This window comes from Nocardia sp. NPDC003979 (genome assembly GCF_053605015.1).
In genome coordinates this window covers 67,928-85,975 of record NZ_JBSGIJ010000021.1, presented here as the reverse complement: position 1 = coordinate 85,975, position 18,048 = coordinate 67,928, and the positions used below count along the sequence as shown (strand labels likewise).

General features: G+C 66.6%; 20 protein-coding genes. 11 read left to right on the top strand and 9 right to left on the bottom strand.

The window, feature by feature from the left end; translation table 11 throughout:
• Positions 1 to 95 precede the first annotated feature (95 nt).
• Complete coding sequence (locus tag ACWEVR_RS29220) at positions 96 to 641, bottom strand: carboxymuconolactone decarboxylase family protein (RefSeq protein WP_452469557.1); 546 nt, start codon at positions 639 to 641, stop codon at positions 96 to 98.
• A gap of 32 nt (positions 642 to 673) precedes the next feature.
• On the opposite strand from ACWEVR_RS29220, the gene ACWEVR_RS29215 reads away from it, so the two are divergent.
• Positions 674 to 949: a hypothetical protein gene (locus tag ACWEVR_RS29215; protein ID WP_452469556.1), complete on the top strand. Its 276-nt coding sequence runs from the start codon at positions 674 to 676 to the stop codon at positions 947 to 949.
• On the opposite strand, the gene nadE is transcribed toward ACWEVR_RS29215, so the two are convergent.
• Positions 946 to 1,770 carry an ammonia-dependent NAD(+) synthetase gene (gene nadE, locus ACWEVR_RS29210; RefSeq protein ID WP_452469555.1) on the bottom strand — a complete coding sequence of 275 codons (825 nt, stop codon included), beginning with the start codon at positions 1,768 to 1,770 and terminating at the stop codon, positions 946 to 948. The genes ACWEVR_RS29215 and nadE overlap by 4 nt on opposite strands.
• A 6-nt stretch (positions 1,771 to 1,776) precedes the next feature.
• The gene (locus tag ACWEVR_RS29205) at positions 1,777 to 2,385 is read right to left on the bottom strand and encodes a TetR/AcrR family transcriptional regulator (protein ID WP_452469559.1); all 609 of its coding nucleotides are present in this window, start codon (positions 2,383 to 2,385) and stop codon (positions 1,777 to 1,779) included.
• A 135-nt stretch (positions 2,386 to 2,520) separates the two neighbouring features.
• On the opposite strand from ACWEVR_RS29205, the gene ACWEVR_RS29200 reads away from it, so the two are divergent.
• The 4 genes from ACWEVR_RS29200 (at position 2,521) to nrdE (ending at position 6,350) form a co-directional block, all read left to right on the top strand.
• The gene (locus tag ACWEVR_RS29200) at positions 2,521 to 3,090 is read left to right on the top strand and encodes an NAD(P)H-dependent oxidoreductase (protein WP_452469554.1); all 570 of its coding nucleotides are present in this window, start codon (positions 2,521 to 2,523) and stop codon (positions 3,088 to 3,090) included.
• A 388-nt stretch (positions 3,091 to 3,478) separates the two neighbouring features.
• Positions 3,479 to 3,712: a glutaredoxin-like protein NrdH gene (gene nrdH, locus ACWEVR_RS29195; RefSeq protein WP_067493089.1), complete on the top strand. Its 234-nt coding sequence runs from the start codon at positions 3,479 to 3,481 to the stop codon at positions 3,710 to 3,712.
• A 23-nt stretch (positions 3,713 to 3,735) separates the two neighbouring features.
• Positions 3,736 to 4,206 carry a class Ib ribonucleoside-diphosphate reductase assembly flavoprotein NrdI gene (gene nrdI / locus ACWEVR_RS29190; RefSeq protein ID WP_067493091.1) on the top strand — a complete coding sequence of 157 codons (471 nt, stop codon included), beginning with the start codon at positions 3,736 to 3,738 and terminating at the stop codon, positions 4,204 to 4,206.
• 38 nt (positions 4,207 to 4,244) lie between these two features.
• Positions 4,245 to 6,350 (top strand): class 1b ribonucleoside-diphosphate reductase subunit alpha, encoded by a 2,106-nt coding sequence (gene nrdE, locus ACWEVR_RS29185; RefSeq protein ID WP_157104798.1) that lies wholly within the window; start codon positions 4,245 to 4,247, stop codon positions 6,348 to 6,350.
• Between the two features lie 60 nt (positions 6,351 to 6,410).
• On the opposite strand, the gene ACWEVR_RS29180 is transcribed toward nrdE, so the two are convergent.
• Positions 6,411 to 6,836, bottom strand: a complete 426-nt coding sequence (locus ACWEVR_RS29180; RefSeq protein ID WP_452469553.1) for an RDD family protein — start codon at positions 6,834 to 6,836, stop codon at positions 6,411 to 6,413.
• Between the two features lie 107 nt (positions 6,837 to 6,943).
• Between ACWEVR_RS29180 and pnuC the strand changes: the two genes are divergently transcribed.
• Both pnuC and ACWEVR_RS29170 read left to right on the top strand, forming a co-directional pair.
• The gene (pnuC, locus tag ACWEVR_RS29175) at positions 6,944 to 7,594 is read left to right on the top strand and encodes a nicotinamide riboside transporter PnuC (protein WP_452469552.1); all 651 of its coding nucleotides are present in this window, start codon (positions 6,944 to 6,946) and stop codon (positions 7,592 to 7,594) included.
• Positions 7,591 to 8,673: an AAA family ATPase gene (locus ACWEVR_RS29170; RefSeq protein WP_452469551.1), complete on the top strand. Its 1,083-nt coding sequence runs from the start codon at positions 7,591 to 7,593 to the stop codon at positions 8,671 to 8,673. The genes pnuC and ACWEVR_RS29170 overlap by 4 nt, the downstream gene beginning before the upstream one ends.
• 327 nt (positions 8,674 to 9,000) lie before the next feature.
• Here the strand turns inward: ACWEVR_RS29170 and ACWEVR_RS29165 are convergent, their stop codons facing one another.
• Positions 9,001 to 9,645: a hypothetical protein gene (locus ACWEVR_RS29165; protein ID WP_452469550.1), complete on the bottom strand. Its 645-nt coding sequence runs from the start codon at positions 9,643 to 9,645 to the stop codon at positions 9,001 to 9,003.
• Between the two features lie 277 nt (positions 9,646 to 9,922).
• Here ACWEVR_RS29165 and ACWEVR_RS29160 point away from each other — a divergent pair, with 277 nt between their 5' ends.
• Positions 9,923 to 10,399 carry a DUF3558 family protein gene (locus ACWEVR_RS29160; RefSeq protein ID WP_452469549.1) on the top strand — a complete coding sequence of 159 codons (477 nt, stop codon included), beginning with the start codon at positions 9,923 to 9,925 and terminating at the stop codon, positions 10,397 to 10,399.
• Here the strand turns inward: ACWEVR_RS29160 and ACWEVR_RS29155 are convergent.
• Together ACWEVR_RS29155 and ACWEVR_RS29150 are read right to left on the bottom strand one after the other, a co-directional pair.
• Positions 10,388 to 11,383: an LLM class F420-dependent oxidoreductase gene (locus tag ACWEVR_RS29155; protein ID WP_452469548.1), complete on the bottom strand. Its 996-nt coding sequence runs from the start codon at positions 11,381 to 11,383 to the stop codon at positions 10,388 to 10,390. The two genes, ACWEVR_RS29160 and ACWEVR_RS29155, sit on opposite strands and share 12 nt — an antisense overlap.
• A 152-nt stretch (positions 11,384 to 11,535) precedes the next feature.
• Positions 11,536 to 12,222 carry a DUF899 family protein gene (locus ACWEVR_RS29150; protein ID WP_452469547.1) on the bottom strand — a complete coding sequence of 229 codons (687 nt, stop codon included), beginning with the start codon at positions 12,220 to 12,222 and terminating at the stop codon, positions 11,536 to 11,538.
• A 78-nt stretch (positions 12,223 to 12,300) separates the two neighbouring features.
• Between ACWEVR_RS29150 and ACWEVR_RS29145 the strand changes: the two genes are divergently transcribed.
• Positions 12,301 to 12,918 carry a TetR/AcrR family transcriptional regulator gene (locus tag ACWEVR_RS29145; protein ID WP_452469546.1) on the top strand — a complete coding sequence of 206 codons (618 nt, stop codon included), beginning with the start codon at positions 12,301 to 12,303 and terminating at the stop codon, positions 12,916 to 12,918.
• Positions 12,919 to 13,208: 290 nt separating this feature from the next.
• Positions 13,209 to 14,648: a magnesium transporter gene (gene mgtE, locus ACWEVR_RS29140; RefSeq protein ID WP_452469545.1), complete on the top strand. Its 1,440-nt coding sequence runs from the start codon at positions 13,209 to 13,211 to the stop codon at positions 14,646 to 14,648.
• 3 nt (positions 14,649 to 14,651) lie between these two features.
• On the opposite strand, the gene ACWEVR_RS29135 is transcribed toward mgtE, so the two are convergent.
• Both ACWEVR_RS29135 and ACWEVR_RS29130 read right to left on the bottom strand, forming a co-directional pair.
• Entirely contained in the window at positions 14,652 to 15,620 is a 969-nt protein-coding gene (locus tag ACWEVR_RS29135; protein WP_452469544.1) for a peptidase, read from the bottom strand.
• Positions 15,621 to 15,772: 152 nt separating this feature from the next.
• Positions 15,773 to 16,714: a hypothetical protein gene (locus ACWEVR_RS29130; RefSeq protein ID WP_452469543.1), complete on the bottom strand. Its 942-nt coding sequence runs from the start codon at positions 16,712 to 16,714 to the stop codon at positions 15,773 to 15,775.
• A gap of 371 nt (positions 16,715 to 17,085) precedes the next feature.
• Here ACWEVR_RS29130 and nrdF point away from each other — a divergent pair, with 371 nt between their 5' ends.
• Positions 17,086 to 18,048, top strand: coding sequence for a class 1b ribonucleoside-diphosphate reductase subunit beta (gene nrdF, locus ACWEVR_RS29125; protein WP_067493116.1), 963 nt, complete (start codon positions 17,086 to 17,088; stop codon positions 18,046 to 18,048).

Here is an 18,048-nt window from a genome sequence, read left to right as displayed (position 1 = left end):
CCCGTCGTCGCCTTGGTGAGCCGTTACCTCACCAACAAGCTGATAGGCCGCGGGCCCATCTCGCACCGATAAATCTTTCCACCGGCGAATCCGGGTCAGTGCTGGTGGTGGCGCACCACCGGCCAGTCGATGTCGGTGTCGACCGCCTTGTTCAGGTAGTTGGTGAACACATTCAGCGCGACACCGGCGATGACCTCGGTGATCTCACCGTCGGTCAGACCCGCGGCCTTGGCTGCCTTGATATCGGTGTCTTCGACACCACCTCGCGTGCGGACCACGGCCGCGGCGAAGACCAGCACGGCCTCGGCTTTCGGGTCCGACGACTGGCCGTGGCGGTTGCGCTCGATCTCCTCGGCGTCGAGCTCGGCGATATTGGCACCGATGTAGCTGTGCGCCGACAGGCAGTAGTCACAGCCGTTCTCCTCGGCCACCAGCAGCGCGATCCGCTCCCTGGTCGCGGCCGACAGCGCGCCGCCGGCCAGCGCGCCGGAGAAACCGAGGTACGCCTCGAGTACGGCGGGGCTGTTGACCATCGCCCTTGTCATGTTCGGGGTCACGCCGAGGGCCTGTTGTACCCCGGCGAGCAGATCGGCGGCTTTGCCGGTGGCGGCGTCGGACTGGATGAGCGGCAGACGAGACATGAGGAAACCTCTTCTTCTGGAACGAACTCGGGATGAGCGGCGACAGCCGGCTTTCTAACCGTCAATCATCTGTTGAAAGGTTAGTAGGAGGCGTGTTGATTCCCGAATCGCGAAAATTTCTTCGGAAGTCGTCCGCGCGCGGGGCAGCTCGCGACGAGCCCGTCGCGAATCGCCAAGAGGGAGAGTCCACGCCAGCGCTCAACGCGCTCGGCGCGGCGAGCGCTGATCGCTGGACTCATCGCCAGTCGATCGGCCACCGCCGCCAACGAGTCGGCGTGCTCCTCGAAGAAGGTCTCGATATGGCCTAGCGCCACCAGGTGTCGAGGGGAGTCACCGGCACTGTGCGCTTGTGACGGGTGGCGGTGAACAGCGATTCGACGCGCTCGGCGACCTCGTCGCTCACCTCCTTGCCCTCGAGGTAGTCGTCGATCTCGCTGTAGCGCACACCGAGCGCGTCCTCGTCGGGCAGGGCCGGGCGGTCGTCCTCGAGATCGGCGGTCGGCACCTTCGACCAGGTGCTCGGCGGCGCGCCGAGTTCCTGCAGCAGCGCGGCACCCTGGCGCTTGGTGAGGCCGGTGAGGGGCGTCAGGTCGACACCACCGTCGCCGTACTTGGTGAAGAAACCGGTGACCGCCTCGGCGGCGTGGTCGGTGCCGACCACCAGCAGGTTCTCCTGCCCGGCCAGCGCGTACTGGGCGACCATCCGCTCGCGGGCCTTGATATTGCCGCGCACGAAGTCGCGTAGCCGCTCGTGGTCGATGGACCCGGCCACCTCGGCCGACACCGCGTCGACACCGGGGCGCACGTTCACGACGACGCAGCGGTCGGGGTCGATGAAGTTCAGGGCGACCTGCGCGTCGTGCTCGTCGGCCTGCACGCCGTAGGGCAGCCGCACGGCGAGGAAGGTGGCGTCCTTGTCCTCGGCACGCAGCTCCTCGGCGGCCAGCTGGCACAGCCGACCGGCGAGGGTGCTGTCCTGCCCGCCGCTGATACCCAGCACGAAACCCTTCGCGGGAGTGGTGCTCAGGTACTCCTTGAGGAAGTCGACGCGCCTGCGGACCTCCTGCTTCGGTTCGATCTCGGGCTGCACGCCCAATTCGGCAATGATCTGTTCACGCAGTGTCCCCATGCCGTCTCACTCTACTTGGGCGACAGGCGAAACAACCCGGCGAACGAACCATTCCCAGTTGTCGCCGATCTGTGCGCGGGTGTAGCCGAGCTCCGCCATCTGATGCAGAACCAGCGCCGCCGAGAGCGTGGCGAGCAGGCCGTCGGCGATCAGGGCGAGCTCGCCGCGCACCCCGGCCGCGCGCAACAGCAGCACGATGTGGGCGCGGTGCAGCGCGTAGGGGCCGTCGCCGAAGCGACCCTTCTCCTCGGCGGCGCGGTGCAGGTCGCCCTCGAGTTCGATATCGAGCAGCCGGGTTCGGCCGAAGGCGATCAGCCGATCGATCGGCTCGGCCTCGGGCCCGAGCGGGCCCGGCCCGAACATGAACGCCGTCTGGAACTTCTGTTCGGAGTGGTCGAGCAGGGCCAGCATCAGCCCGGAGCGATTGCCGAAGCGGCGGAACACCGTGCCCTTGCCCACGCCCGCGCGCTTGGCGAGCGCGTCCATGGTCAGTCCGGCGACGCCGTGCTCGCGCACCAGCTGCTGGGCCGCGTCGAGCAGCAGGGCTCGGTTGCGGGCCGCGTCGGCGCGCTCGGCCGGTCCGGCATTGAGGGACGACGGTTGCCCGATCCGCAGCACGCCGGGCTCGTCCGACCTCGGTGTGCTGTAGCTCACGCTGCTCACACGCCCCTCCGGGGAAGTATTCGGACCGTGGTCCGGTTATTGTCGGATGAAACTTGGATCTTTCCACTGAGTACACCAGGAGTCGTCATGAGCGAGACCCGCATCCTTACTCTGGTCGGCAGCCTGCGCGCCGGTTCGATCAACCGCCGCCTCGCCGAGGCCGCCGCGCAGACCGCGCCCGAGGGCGTCGACATCGCCATCTACGAGGGTCTCGCCGAGGTCCCGTTCTACAACGAGGACCTCGACGTCCCCGGTTCCGTGCCCGCCACCGCGCAGGCGCTGCGCGAGGCCGTGGCCGCCGCCGACGCCGTCCTGCTTGTCACGCCCGAGTACAACGGCACCCTGCCTGCCGTGCTGAAGAACGCCATCGACTGGGCCTCGCGTCCCTATGGTGCCGGTTCGATCAAGGACAAGCCGGTCGCCGTGGTGAGTGCCTCGATCAGCGCGCGTGCCGCCGAGTGGGCGCACGGCGACGCGGTGAAGTCCGTGGGCGTCGCGGGTGGTGTGGTCGTGGAGTCGGCCACCGTGCGGTTCGGCACCATCGGTGAGCGGTTCGCCCAGGTGCACCCGAGTCAGGACGCCGAGGCGCTGACCCAGCTCGGTGCCGCGGTGCACGAGCTGGTCGCCGCCGCGAACGGCACGCTCGTCAGCGCGTAAGCTGACAGCGCTCCCGACGGGCGCCGCATCGACACGGTCGATGCGGCGCTCTTTCGTTGTCGAGCCGGTTTGCTGAAGACTCGCCGGTAGGCGAAATCGTGATCTGAGCCACTGTTTCGGCTGCTCGCCGCCGGTGCGTCCTGGGACTTACCCGGTGGAAATTACATCTGTGCGACTCGCAACCCCTTGTGTTGTTCCCATCTGTCGGCCACTAGGTGTAGTGTCTTCGGTACTGGAACACGGTGTGAAGCCACTACTGATCGGGCCCAAGGGAAGGGGTTACGAGCAGGGCTTTCTTCGCCAGATCCAGGAGTTTGCGCAGCATCACCGTTCGTGCACTGCATACGGATCACAGGCTGTGGATCAGGCATAGGAGAGAGGGACTCTAATGACCGTCACCGTGTACACCAAGCCCGCTTGCGTTCAGTGCAATGCCACCTACAAGGCGCTCGACAAGGTCGGGGTGGAGTACGACGTCATCGACATCTCGGAGAACGCCGAGGCGCGCGACTACGTCATGGCCCTCGGTTACCTGCAGGCGCCCGTCGTCGTCGCGGGTGAGGATCACTGGTCGGGCTTCCGTCCCGACCGCATCAAGTCGCTCGCCGTCGCGGCCGCCTAGGACTTCGCTCGGAAGGAGCCGCGATGCCCGAACGGACGACTCCGGGCGGGCTGGTCTACTTCTCCAGCGCTTCGGAGAACACCCACCGTTTCGTCGAGAAGCTGGGTCTCCCGGCTACTCGACTACCACTGCACACCGCTGATTCGCTGCGCGTCGACGAACCCTACGTGCTGATCACCCCCACCTACGGTGGTGGTCGGCACGTCATGGGTGAGCAACGGTCCGACAAGGACCTCGTACCGCGGCAGGTCGCCAAGTTCCTCAACGACCCGCACAACCGTGCCCTGCTGCGCGGTGTGATCGCGGCCGGTAACACGAACTTCGGCGAAACCTACTGTGCTGCAGGCGATGTCATCTCGCGCAAATGCGGGGTGCCGTACCTGTATCGCTTCGAACTGATGGGAACCGCTGAGGACGTCGCGCGCGTCCGAGAGGGATTGGGATTGTTTTGGCAACAGCAACCACAGCACCGGCAGGCAAGTCAGCCCGTCTAGAGCGGTCGGCGGTGCGGCCCGACGCCGCAGGCGAGGTGATGGACTACCACGCCCTCAACGCCATGCTGAACCTGTACGGCCCCGACGGCGAGATCCAGTTCGACAAGGACCGCGAGGCCGCGCACCAGTACTTCTTGCAGCACGTCAACCAGAACACCGTCTTCTTCCACAACCTGGACGAGAAGCTGGACTATCTGGTCAAGGAGAACTACTACGAGCCCGAGGTGCTCGACCAGTACAGCCGCGGGTTCGTCAAGCAGCTGTTCCAGCAGGCCTACGCCAAGAAGTTCCGGTTCCCCACCTTCCTCGGCGCGTTCAAGTACTACACCTCCTACACCCTCAAGACCTTCGACGGTAAGCGCTACCTCGAGCGGTTCGAGGACCGTGTCTGCATGGTCGCGCTGACCCTGGCCGCCGGTGACGAGACGCTGGCGAGCAAGCTGGTCGACGAGATCATCGACGGTCGCTTCCAGCCGGCCACCCCCACCTTCCTCAACTCCGGCAAGAAGCAGCGCGGCGAGCCCGTGTCCTGCTTCCTGCTGCGCATCGAGGACAACATGGAGTCCATCGGGCGTTCCATCAACTCCGCGCTGCAGCTGTCCAAGCGCGGCGGCGGTGTGGCCTTGCTGCTGAGCAACATTCGCGAGCACGGCGCGCCGATCAAGAAGATCGAGAACCAGAGCTCGGGTGTCATCCCGATCATGAAGCTGCTCGAGGACTCGTTCTCCTACGCCAACCAGCTGGGCGCGCGACAGGGCGCGGGCGCGGTGTACCTGCACGCGCACCACCCCGACATCTACCGCTTCCTCGACACCAAGCGCGAGAACGCCGACGAGAAGATCCGCATCAAGACCCTCTCGCTGGGCGTGGTGATCCCCGACATCACCTTCGAGCTGGCGAAGAAGAACGAGGACATGTACCTGTTCTCGCCGTACGACGTCGAGCGCATCTACGGCAAGCCGTTCGCCGATATCGACGTCACCGAGAAGTACTACGAGATGGTCGACGACAAGCGCATCCGCAAGTCGAAGATCAAGGCGCGCGAGTTCTTCCAGACCATCGCCGAGCTGCAGTTCGAGTCGGGCTACCCGTACATCATGTTCGAGGACACGGTGAACCGGGCCAACCCGATCAAGGGCAAGATCACCCACTCGAACCTGTGCTCGGAGATCCTGCAGGTCTCGACTCCGTCGGAGTTCAACGACGACCTCTCGTACTCCAAGGTCGGCAAGGACATCTCCTGCAACCTGGGTTCGCTCAATATCGCCAAGGCGATGGACTCACCCGATTTCGGTCAGACCATCGAGACCTCGATCCGCGCGCTCACCGCGGTGTCGGATCAGACCCACATCTACTCGGTGCCCTCGATCGAGCAGGGCAACAACGAGTCGCACGCCATCGGCCTCGGCCAGATGAACCTGCACGGGTACCTGGCGCGCGAGCGGGTGCACTACGGGTCCGAAGAGGGCATCGACTTCACCAACATGTACTTCTACACCGTGGTCTATCACGCGATCCGGGCCTCGAACCTGATCGCCAAGGAGCGCGGTACCGCCTTCGGTGGCTTCGCCGAGTCGAAGTACGCCAGCGGTGAGTACTTCGACAAGTACACCGATCAGGTGTGGGAACCCAAGACCGACAAGGTTCGTCAGCTCTTCGCCGACGCGGGCGTGCGCATCCCCACCCAGGACGACTGGCGTGAGCTGAAGGCCTCGGTGCAGGAATTCGGCATCTACAACCAGAACCTGCAGGCGGTGCCGCCGACCGGCTCGATCTCCTACATCAACCACTCCACCAGCTCGATCCACCCGGTGGCGTCGAAGATCGAGATCCGCAAGGAAGGCAAGATCGGCCGCGTCTACTACCCGGCCCCGTACCTCACCAACGACAACCTGGAGTACTACCAGGACGCGTACGAGATCGGTTACGAGAAGATCATCGACACCTACGCCGCGGCCACCCAGCACGTGGACCAGGGCCTGTCGCTGACGCTGTTCTTCAAGGACACCGCAACCACCCGCGACCTGAACAAGGCCCAGATCTACGCCTGGCGCAAGGGGATCAAGACCCTCTACTACATCCGCCTGCGGCAGATGGCCCTCGAGGGGACCGAAGTGGAGAACTGCGTCAGCTGCATGTTGTAAGTCTTGGCCGACGACCTCGGTGCGGGTGATCCGCGCCGAGGTCGTTCGTCGTGACCGGCCTCAGCCGAAGAAGTCGAAGCAGGCCCAGCCGCATCGGAGCCACTGGATTATCAGCTGTCCGAGGGAGGGGTGGGTGCCGTCGGCGTGGCGCAGGCTGAGGCCGAACGAGCACTTGCCGATGGTGGTTCCGGTCAGGTGCTGGACGATCGTGCGGTGCGTGAACGAGGCTCCGAGCCAGGCGAGCAGGCCGTACAGGACACCGGTCGGGCCTTGGACGAGGTGCCAGGTGGTGAGGCCGATCGCGGCGTGCAGGGCCATGTCGATGAGGAAGGCGGGGATCACGCCGGTCTCCGAACCCGTGGACGTGCGTCCGGTGAGCGGGAATTCGTCCTGTGCGGTCGTCGTCTCCGGGGCGTACCTCGATCGTCCGTCGCGCTCGTAGCTGCCGTTCCTCGTCGCGTGCCGGGGCGGTGCTGCGTTGGTCATGCGCCACAGATTGCTCGACTCCGCTTAACAAGAACCGGGTGACGACCTTGGTGACGATCTCTTGTGCCGCAGCCACGCTCAGGTTATTGTCAATTTGACTAATACTGATGCGGGGGATGACCGTGCTCGATCTGATAGCTGCCTTGCAGGAACCGCTGTTCACGCTGCTCGGCACGCCGGTGAGCTGGACCGAGGTGCTCGGATTCGGTAGCGGTGCGCTGTGTGTCTGGCTGGTGGCTCGCCAGCACATCGCGAACTGGCCGATCGGCATCGCCAACAATGTGTTCTTCATTCTGCTGTTCACCCAGGCCGGGTTGTTCGCCGATGCCGGATTGCAGGTGGTGTTCATCGCACTGGCCGGCTACGGGTGGTGGACATGGGCCACCGGGGCGCCACGGAGTGAACGGCTGCCCGTCCGCAGGACCACACGCACCGAATGGCTCGTGCTCGGGGCGTGCGGTGTGCTCGGCAACGCGGCGATCACCGTATTGCTCGATACCGCAACCGAATCGACGGTGCCGTTCTGGGACGGGCTCACCACCGCGCTGTCGCTGATGGCCACTTACGGGCAGTGCCGTAAACGCCTCGAGTCGTGGTGGTTGTGGATCGCGGCCGATGTCGTCTACATCCCCCTCTATGTCTACAAAGACCTCTATCTCACCGCGATCCTGTACTGCGGGTTCCTCGCGCTGTGCGTGCGCGGGCTGATCGCCTGGCGGCGGGATGTACGCGTGGAACCGGCGGTTGTGGCGGTATGAGCACCATGAACGCGACTGTCGGGCAATCAGATTCCGCACGCAGGTTCGCGCACGGTTTGGTGTTGGGCAAGTTCTATCCGCCGCACGCGGGACACCATCATCTGGTGCGCACCGCAGCCGCGCGCTGTGACCGGCTGACGGTGCTGGTCTGTGCAGCCTCTGTGGAGTCGATTCCGCTCACCGACCGGGTCGCGTGGATGCGTGAAATACATTTGGACCCCGGTATTTCCGTTGTAGGCGCCGTCGACGACATACCCATGGACCTCACCGATCCGCGGGTCTGGGACGCGCACATGGCGGTGTTCCGTGCCGCCGTCCCCGAGCCGGTCGACGCCGTGTTCACCTCGGAGACCTACGGCGACGAGCTGGCCCGCCGCTTCGGCGCCCAGCCGATCAGCGTCGACCCGCAGCGCCGCCGCTACCCGATCTCGGCGACCGCGATCCGGCGAGACCCGATGGCACACTGGGAGTTTCTCGCGCCACCGGTGCGCGCCGCGCTCACCAGACGCGTGGTCGTCCTCGGCGCCGAGTCCACCGGAACCACGACCATGGCCACGGCGCTGGCCGAACATTACGGCGCCCCTTGGGTTCCCGAGTACGGCCGCGAATACAGCGAGCGGAAACTCGCCGCCCTCGGCCCCTCCGCCCACTGGTCCCAGGTCGAATTCACCTCAGTCGAGTTCCCCCTGATCGCCGCCCGCCAACAGGAACGCGAAGACCACGCCGCCCGCGAGTCGGGCCCCGTACTCTTCTGCGACACAGACGCTTTCGCCACCGAAATCTGGCACGAGCGCTACCTCGGCTTCTCCCACCCGACCTTGCGCACACCCCCACGCCAGCACCTCTGGCTGCTCACCGACCACACCGACGTCCCCTTCGAAGACGACGGCCTCCGCGACGGCGAACACCTACGCCCCTGGATGACCGAACGCTTCCACACCGAACTCACCCGAACCGGCCGACGATTCACCGTCCTGACGGGCTCCCACACCGAACGCCTCACCGCCGCCGTAGCCGCCGTCGACCAACTCCTCTCCAAGGGCTGGTCTTTCGCCGACCCCCTCCCGGAGAAGCGCTGAAACCTGAATGCCAGGGCGGTCGCTTTTGTGTGCCGGACTCTAGCCGAGCCAGGCGAGCATCTCGAGGGCGGCGCCGAGGCCACGGACCACTCCTTGATCAGTCGTCCGAGGGTGGGGTAGGTGCCGTCGGTGTAGCGCATGCGGAGACCGAAGACGGCCTTTCGGGACGAAGGCCAGCCGACCGTTGCTGTCCCGCTCGTATCTGGCGCTGAGAAGCTTGGTCTCTTTCCGCATGTCCACCGAGTCGCTCATGTCGGCAAGGTAGGTTGGGGCGCTTAACGGGAACCGTTGATCATGCCAATGCTGCTGCCGGTCGAGGTAGAGCGCTCAGTCGACCTGGACTTCGGCGGGCGGCAGTGAATCACCTTCGTGAGCAGGGGCTTTGCTCTCGGCCATTCGCCAGATCTCCCGTCCGGTGAGTTCCGGGAACGCGGTGCTGAGGAGGACGGCGGTGGCGAAGCGGTCGCGGGCGCGGGTGTCGAGGATGGAGTCCGCATGGCGAAGGGCTTCGGCGCGGGCGGCGGTGGTGGCGATGCGCTCGGCGAACTTGTCGGCGCGAGTGCTCGCTCCGCGCGACTGCCAGAACAGCAGGGCGCTGGCCGCACCGGGCAGCAGGCCCGCGGCCACGGTGGCGAGGCCTTGCGGATCGCTCGGGTCGTCGCCGATCAGGCCGTACATCACCACGCCGATCGCGATCACGCCGCATACCAGCGAGGCGATGGTCGCCAGCCGCTGCTGCTGGAGCGCGCTGTGATGATGCTCGATGTCGAGGGCCGAGCGCTCGCGTGCGGCGGTCTCGAGCCAGTCGGCCTCGGCCTTCGCTTCCGCGGCGTCCTCGGTGATCGTTCTGCTCAGTTGCTGGACGCGGACGCGCGAGCGGCGCGCGTCGAGGAGTTGCAGCGCGGCCGCGTAGGCAGCGCCCAAAGTAGTAGAGCCCGCCGCCAGTAGTTCGACGGGCACGGTGGCACTCATCGTCCGATTCCCCTTCCCGACCCGCCGACGGGCGGGCCCGGCAGTGGTCCTACGTCGCCACCCACCGGAAGTTCGGAGTCGGAAAACCCGCTGTGGAAGGAAGATTCAGCAGAAGCCGCGGTGCCGAGAAGGTCCGAAAGCGTACGGATCTGCCACAACCCGGATGGTCGGCAGTGGTGACCGCGACAGTATCGGGCGACGCAGGGCTGGATCAGGACAATCGCTTGGTAGCTTGGGCGCGTTTGTGAGGCAGTGGAAGGGACCTGGAATGCGCCGGTTGTCGACGATTGGTCTGGGGATCGTGGTGGTGGGCACGGTCGCCGCATGTTCCGGGGACGACCCGGCGGCGAAGGCGCTGTTCGAGCCGTGCGCGGGCGTGGGGGAGCAGGCGCTGACGCAGGCGGGGGTCGACCCGGCGTCGCGAGTCCCCGCCGGGTCGGCGGAGGCGGGATGGCAGACGTGCGCGTGGGACGGTGCGACCGCTTCGTTGCGGGTGTACTCGGCGGATCGTTCGCTCGAGGAGTTCGAGGCCGAGGCCGGTCCCGGCAACTTCTACGACATCACGGTCGCCGGGCGTGCGGGACGCAAGCTGGTCGACTCGGCCTCGCTGACCACGGTGTGCGATGTCGCCTTCGGCGCCGAACAGGGAGTGGTACGCATGATCGTGGTGACGAACCCGGGCCAGCCCGCGCCGGATGCCTGCGCGACGCTGACCCGGATGGGTGAGGCGATCGTTCCCGCCCTACCCGCCTAGCGCGGGAACCACCTCGCGCTCGAACAGTTCGATACCGGAGGTGTCGTAGGCGGCTTCGGGGAAGTTGAGGATGGCGTAGCCGAGGCCGAGATCCTTGACGACGCCCAGCCGTTCGGCGATCTGCTCGGGCGTGCCGGTGGCGGCGCTGCTCCCGAAATTGTCGGTGACGTAGGTCTTGGCCGCATCGGCGCCGAGGAAGGGCGTGTAGCGGTCGATGATGAGCGCGAGACGTTCCTGCACTTCGGTTTCCGTTGTTCCCACCACGGCGTTGAAGTTGGCGCTGCGGGTGATGGCGGCGAAGTCGGTGCCCACCTCTGCGCAATGTTCGCGCAGGATTTCGGACTTGCGGATGAACTCGTCGGGGACGGCGCTGAAGTTGGTGTAGTTCGCGTATTTCGCGGCGATGCGCAGCGTCTTCTTCTCCCCACCACCGGCGATCCAGATGGGAATCCCGTTCTCCTGCAACGGGCGTGGGTGCACGATGGCGCCGTCGACCTGGTAGTACCTGCCGTCGAGGGTGGCTCGCCCGGTCCGCCATGCCTGACGGAAGATCTGCACGCCCTCGTCGAGGCGGCCCAGGCGTTCACCGGCGGGCGGGAAGCCGTAACCGTAAGCGCGCCACTCGTGTTCGTACCAGCCCGCGCCGATACCCATCTCCACCCGGCCACCCGAGATCAGGTCGACCGTCGCGGCGACCTTGGCCAGATAGGCGGGGTTGCGGTAGCTCATGGCCGTACACATCTGCCCCAGCCGGACCCGGCTGGTCGAGGCGGCGAAGGCCGACATCAGCGACCACGCTTCGTGGGTCGCCTCGTCGGTGGGCACCGGGGTGGTGTGGAAGTGGTCGTACACCCAGATCGACTCCCACACGCCGCCGCTGTCGAATCGCTCGGCCAGTTCGCGCATCACCGCCCACTGGTCGGCCGGTTCGATGTCGACCAGGTCGAGCCGCCAGCCCTGGGGGACGAAGATGCCGAAGCGCACAGGTTTCTCCTCAGTGTGTTGACAACCGATGTCGCCGCGCCACGCACCGCGGCTTCCGGTCTCCACTGTTCCCACTGCCGCCCACTCCGGCAACTATTGTGCGCGCGCCGCGCCGAATCCCCGACCGGCGGTTTTCGCCCGCGACCGTCCGCTCAGGCGTTCGGGTCGCCGTAGGAGGCGGCGATGTCCTTGGAGCTTGGCCACCGGCTGTAGGTGGGTGACTGCGGCCAGCCTTCGGGGCTGTCCTGCCACTCCTCCTGGCGTCCGTAGGGCAGGGCGTCGATCAGGCCGAAGGTGTAGGCGAGCTGTTCCGTGCCGCGACCGTCGGTGTGCCAGCTTCGGTAGACGGTGTCGCCGTCGCGCAGGAAGGTGTTCACCGCGAAGCCTGCCCCGGGGCCCGCGCCCATATCGGCGCCGAAGGGGCTGTCGGCGGTGGAGTACCAGGTCATGGTGTTGCCGACGCGGCGCTTGTAGGCGAGCACCTCGTCGATGGGGCCCTGGGTGACGATGACGAACCGCGCGTCGTAGGCGTCGAGGAAATCGAGCCGCGCGTACTGGGAGGTGAGCCCGGTGCAGCCGGGGCACTGCCAGGTGTTCCCCGGCGTCCACATGTGGTGGTAGGTGATGAGCTGAGTGCGCCCGTCGAACACCTCGGCGAGCGAAACATCGCTGCCGTCTTCGGCTTTGAGCGTGTAGCCGGGCAGGCGGACGGCGGGCAGCCTGCGTCGCTGGGTGGCGATGGCGTCGAGTTCTCGGGTGGCGGCCTTCTCGCGGACGCGAAGGGCGTCGAGTTCGGCTTGCCAGGTGTCGAGGTCGACGACTTTCGGGAGTGCGGTCATGGGTACGGCCTCCGATGTGTACGGCGTGCACATTTGATATGTTCACACCATATACTTCGCGGAAGGGGTGTACAAGGGTTGGCGTATCACCACGGCGATCTCGCGGCCGCGCTGCTCGCGGCAGGCCTTGAACTCACCAGGTCCGGTGGGCCCGAGGCACTGACCATCCGGGAAGTCACCCGTCGCGTCGGGGTCACGCCCAATGCCGCCTACCGGCACTTTCCCGACCGCAAGGCCCTGCTCGACGCGGTGTCGTCGGCGATCCAGGCCGACATGGCGGCGCGCATGGCGACCGACCGCGTACCCGCCGGGCCGCGGGAAAGCCTGCGCGCCGTCGGTCTCGGCTACATCGCGTTCGCGCTCGCCGAGCCGGGCTGGTTCGCCGTCGCGTTCTTCGGCGCGGGCGACACCACGCCCACCGCGATCGCCGACTCGCCCGCCTACCTGGCCCTCGCCGAGGCGCTCGACATGATGGTTCACATCGGCGACCTCGCCCCCTCGGCGCGCGAGGCCGCCACGTGGAGCTGCTGGTCGACGGTGCACGGCTTCGCCGAACTGGCCTTGCGTGGACCGCTGCGCCACGTGGACGGCGCGAAGGTCTGGCAGTTCGCCGAACAGGCGGTCGACACCGTCATCGCGGGATTGCCCGCCCATGGTGTGACAGAGGCCACTGTGACCAGTGGTACGACAGCGTAAAGATGAAACGACCAGTCCACGCATGTATCCTTCGGGGAGAAGTGTGGGCACAGGGCCCGCGGTGACGACGAGGAGGTGGTGTTGCCATGCGCAGCGAACCCCCTAGTCGAAGGCCGCGCGGCGTCGCCCCTTCGCTCTCGCACTGAAACCGGCCGGCTGTCCTGGCGGTGGTGCCCGATGGTCGTGGTGGCGGACGCCCGCGGTAATCCTCGCCGTCTCCCCAAACCATCTCGGCGCATGTACCTACCCTTGCCGTAGGCATGCGCGTTGTCGCGCCAGAGGACTGTCCCATGTCGCAGATCGATCTCGTCGAAGCACGTCACGTACCTGTCGAAGCCGTCGCGCACGAACCGAATACTGTTGTGGCCGAGGATCATTCGGTGACCGAGGCCTTGGCGATCCTGTCGGAGTCGGTGCGCGACATCGTCGAGACCCACCGCGTGAACAGCGCGATGGACTGGCTCGACAACCGTCCGCCGCACGTCATCGCCGACGCGCTGGCCCGCATGGACGCCGTGCAGGCCGGGGTGGTGTTCCGGCTGCTCGACAAGGACCGCGCCATCACGGTTTTCGAGGAACTCGAGCCGGTCGACCAGCAGCAGATCCTGCAGGGACTGCGCGAGAAGAGCTTTCGCGATCTGGTCGAGGCGATGGACCCCGACGACCGCGCCCGCATGCTGCACGAGGCGCCCGCCAAGGTCGCCAAGAAGGTGCTCGAGGGGCTGAGCCCCCGCGAGCGCCGGATGACCGCCGCCCTGCTCGGCTACCCGGAGGGGTCGGTCGGTCACTACATGACGCCGGAAGTCGTTGCGCTGCCGGGCAATCTGACCGTCGCCCAGGCGCTGGCCTTGGTTCGTGCCAAGGGCGCCAACGCCGAAACGGTGTACACCCTGCCCGTGGTCGACCGGGGGCGCAGGCTCACCGGCATCGTGGAACTGCGCGAGCTGGTGCTGCACGCGCCCGAGGCGATGGTGTCGGAACTGGTTGTCACCGAACCGCCGTTCGTGCGTGCCACCGATTCCGCCGAGAAGGCGGCGCGCTTGATGAGTTCGACCAACGAGATCAACCTGGTCGTCGTCGACAGCGAGGACCGGGTGGTCGGTCTGCTCACCAACGACGACGCGATGGAGGTGCTCGAGGCCGCCGACAGCGAGGACGTGGCCAAGCAGGCCGGTTCGGCGCCGTGGGAAGGCCACTACATGGCCGCCAAGGTGTTCCAGCTGGCGCGCTACCGGGCACTGTGGCTGATGCTGCTGCTGTTCGCGGCCACGCTCACGGTGAGCGTCACCGACATCTTCGCCACCACCCTCGAGCAGGCGGCCAGCCTGGCGCTGTTCATTCCGCTGCTCATCGGGGCGGGCGGCAACGCGGGCGCGCAGGCGGCCACGGCGTGTGTGCGTGCGCTGGCCGTCGGCGAGGTGCGGGTGTCTGATCTGTTCAAGGTGATCTGGCGCGAATGCCGGGTCGGCCTGGTGCTCGGAAGCATGCTGGCCGCGGCGGGTCTGTTGATCGGCACCGTGTTCGTCGGCCCCAAGATCGCCATCGTCGTGGCTGTCACGCTGGTGCTCATCTGCGGTTGGGCCGCGACCATCGGCGGCACGATGCCGTTGCTGGCCAAGAAGTTCCGCATCGACCCCGCCGTCGTATCGGCGCCGATGGTGACGACGCTCGTCGACGCCACCGGCCTGATCATCTACTTCACCACCGCGAAACTCGTTCTCGGCATCTGAGTGTCAGCGGGGTGGAAACAGGGTGAGTGCCGCCGCCATCACGTCCCTCGCGACATCGTCGGTGGCGGCGACCACCTCGACGATGGGGATCCGCCGTCCGAAAACCGTTGATTCAGGTGGCAATTCAGGCCCGACGGCGGCGGTGTAGATGGGAATCGAGCTGTCGTACACCGAGACCGAACGGTGCACGGTCCGCCCGTCGATGTGCTCTTCGGTGCTGTTGGCGGCCAGGTATTCCGGCACCCGGTACTCGTAGCCGACCGTGATCCGTTGCCCCCGGTAACCGAACAGGCACTGGGTGAGCCGCTGCTCGTCGTCGTGCACCGTGCCGACGAGTTTTGTGCGGACCGCGCACGGGTCGGCGCCGAGCAGCACCGTCGGCACGGTGTCGGGGGAGGTGCCCTGGGCCGGCGACTCCCGCCACCGCTGCACCATCCCCGGCACCAGTTCGTCGGCGACGGTGCACGGGTTGGTCCCCGGGCGCGTGGACAGGCCGAGGTAGAACGCCGCCCCCGCCGGGAAATGCGCGGTGACGCCGCAGGATCGGGGCTCACCGGCGTCCCGGTCGGGAACGAGGCGCACGGTCACATCGCCGATCTGGCTGGTCCTGCCTCGTCCGCCCGCGGTCAGGCCGGGCAGCAGTGTCGCGTGCCAGGTCAGGGTGGTGCCTTCGCCAGGGGAATCGCTGTGCAGGACCGCCCGGCACGAATCCAGGCCGACGGTGACGCTCTCGATCGAACCCAGCGGTTCGAGCGCCTCGCGCGGCAAGACCGCGCACACATCCACCTGCCGGGTCGCCTGGGCGACCTTCTCGCGTTCGGCTTGGTCACGCGGCACCTGCGACCAGAATTCCGGTGGCGGAGCCGGGACCACCGGCGGTGGCGGCGCGGTCGCGGACGGGTCGCTCTCGTCGTCACCACAACCGACGCAAACGAGTAAGGCCACCGCGGCGAACGCGATCCTGTGCACCATCGTCACCCCTGTTCTCGAACGCGAGCCGAAACCGGTAACTGGTCATCGAGTCTGCCCGTGGTGGCAATCGTGGGGCAAACATTGCCGTGAGTCGTACCCAGAACGTTGTCAGGTGGTCGCTTCGCGCAAGGCGGTAGCCCGGGCGATGCCCGTCAGGGCAGCAGTGGCAGCGCCTCGCGCATCACCTTCTCGGCGACCGACGAGTCGGCGGTGACCGACACTTTCGGCACACGCGGGCCGAGCAGCGCGTCGGTCGGGCCCGGAGTCAGCGCCGGGCCGACGACGGCGGACAGGGAGGTGATGGACGAGGACGCGGTTTCCGGTTCGAACCGGAACACCTGGCGGTTTCCCACGGTGAAGACGGGGGTGTCGTCGGTGACGGACCGTTCGGAGCCGTAGTCGTAGGTCACGATCGCCTCGTGGCCGTCGACGGTCAGTTTGCAGGTGGTGAGCCGCTGGTCGGCGACCGGAACGGGATACCCGAGCAAAGGGGCGACCGCGCACGGGTCGGCTCCGGTCACCACCGTGCGATCCGAATCGGGTGAGGTGCCGTGCGGCGGTTCCTCGCGGAACTCGACCAGGGCGATCCGCAACAAGTCCGCCGCGGTAGCACACGCATCGCCCGGCGCGCGAACGCTGAGTGACAGATCGGCGCCCGAAACGAACAGCGCCCACGCCTGACACGCCGCCCGCGACTGCGGATCCGACGAGGTGGCGGGTTCGTCGTCGAACAGCACGCGCACATCGCCCATCGACTCCTCGCGCACCGGTCCGTCCATCGCGGGTTCGCCGGAGAACATCACCCCTGTACTCCAGGTGGCGTCGATACCGGTGAGATGACCGTCGACGGCGATGGCGGCGCGGCACTGATCCGGGCGGACATCCTCGACCGTGCTCACCGTTCCGAACGGCTCGAGCGAGGCGCGCGGCAGCAGGGCGCACACGTCGATCGCGCGTACCTTGCGCAGGACGGTCACCTTCTCCTCGTCGGAAACCGCTGCCCTGGACCAGAATCCGTCGCTGGGCATCGCATCCGGCGCGGGGCCGGGACCGCATGCGACCGAGGTCATCGCGGCGAGGGTCAACAGAAACATCCGTCGCACAGTCGATGTCCCTTCGGATCGGTTCACTCTCTCCCGACGATCTTCCCGCACCGTGATCGTGGGTCGACGGGGCGGTTCCGGATCGGGCGGCGGGTGGTGGTGCTCACCGACGGGGCGTGTGGTCGGTGCGTGTGAGGAAAACGCGGGCGATGCGATGGTGGTCCGCGCGGGCGCGTGACGCACAATGGGGGCCGCGTGTGTGGTGCGGATGGTCGGCCGGTGAGGTCGGATCGCCCGCATCTCAACACAAGCTGTTGTGCTCCGCGAGGTTGTCACCCACTACGAGTAGTGTTCGTGGGGAACGGCCTCGCACACGGCGGCGGGTGCGGGTCACAGGTCTGGCGGAAAGGTGTGGAGGCGGAATGAAGCTCATCGATCGGGTGTCGGCCATCAACTGGAATCGGGTACCCGATGAGAAGGATGCCGAGGTCTGGGACCGGCTCACAGGCAACTTCTGGCTGCCGGAGAAGGTGCCGGTGTCCAACGACATCCCCTCCTGGAACACGCTGACCACCGAGGAGAAGCAGCTCACCATGCGGGTCTTCACCGGCCTGACGCTGCTCGACACCATCCAGGGCACCGTCGGCGCGGTCTCGCTGATCCCCGACGCGCTCACCCCGCACGAGGAGGCGGTGTACACCAACATCGCCTTCATGGAGTCGGTGCACGCCAAGAGCTACAGCTCCATCTTCTCCACCCTGTGCTCCACCAAGGAGATCGACGAGGCGTTCCGCTGGTCGGAGGAGAACCGCAACCTGCAGCGCAAGGCCGAGATCGTCCTGTCGTACTACAACGGTGACGACCCGCTCAAGCGCAAGGTCGCCTCCACGCTGCTGGAGAGCTTCCTGTTCTACTCCGGCTTCTACCTGCCGATGCACTGGTCCTCGCGGGCCAAGCTCACCAACACCGCCGACATGATCCGCCTGATCATCCGCGACGAGGCGGTGCACGGGTACTACATCGGCTACAAGTACCAGAAGGGCCTCGAGCTGGTCTCCCAGGCCGAGCGCGACGAGCTCAAGAACTACACCTTCGAGCTGCTCTTCGAGCTCTACGACAACGAGGTCGACTACACCCAGGACCTCTACGACGAGGTCGGCCTCACCGAGGACGTCAAGAAGTTCCTGCGCTACAACGCCAACAAGGCGCTGATGAACCTCGGCTACGAGGGCCTGTTCCCGAAGGACGAGTGCGAGGTGAACCCGGCGATCCTGTCGGCGCTGTCACCCAACGCCGACGAGAACCACGACTTCTTCTCCGGTTCGGGTTCCAGCTACGTCATCGGCAAGGCCGTCAACACCGAGGACGAGGACTGGGAGTTCTAG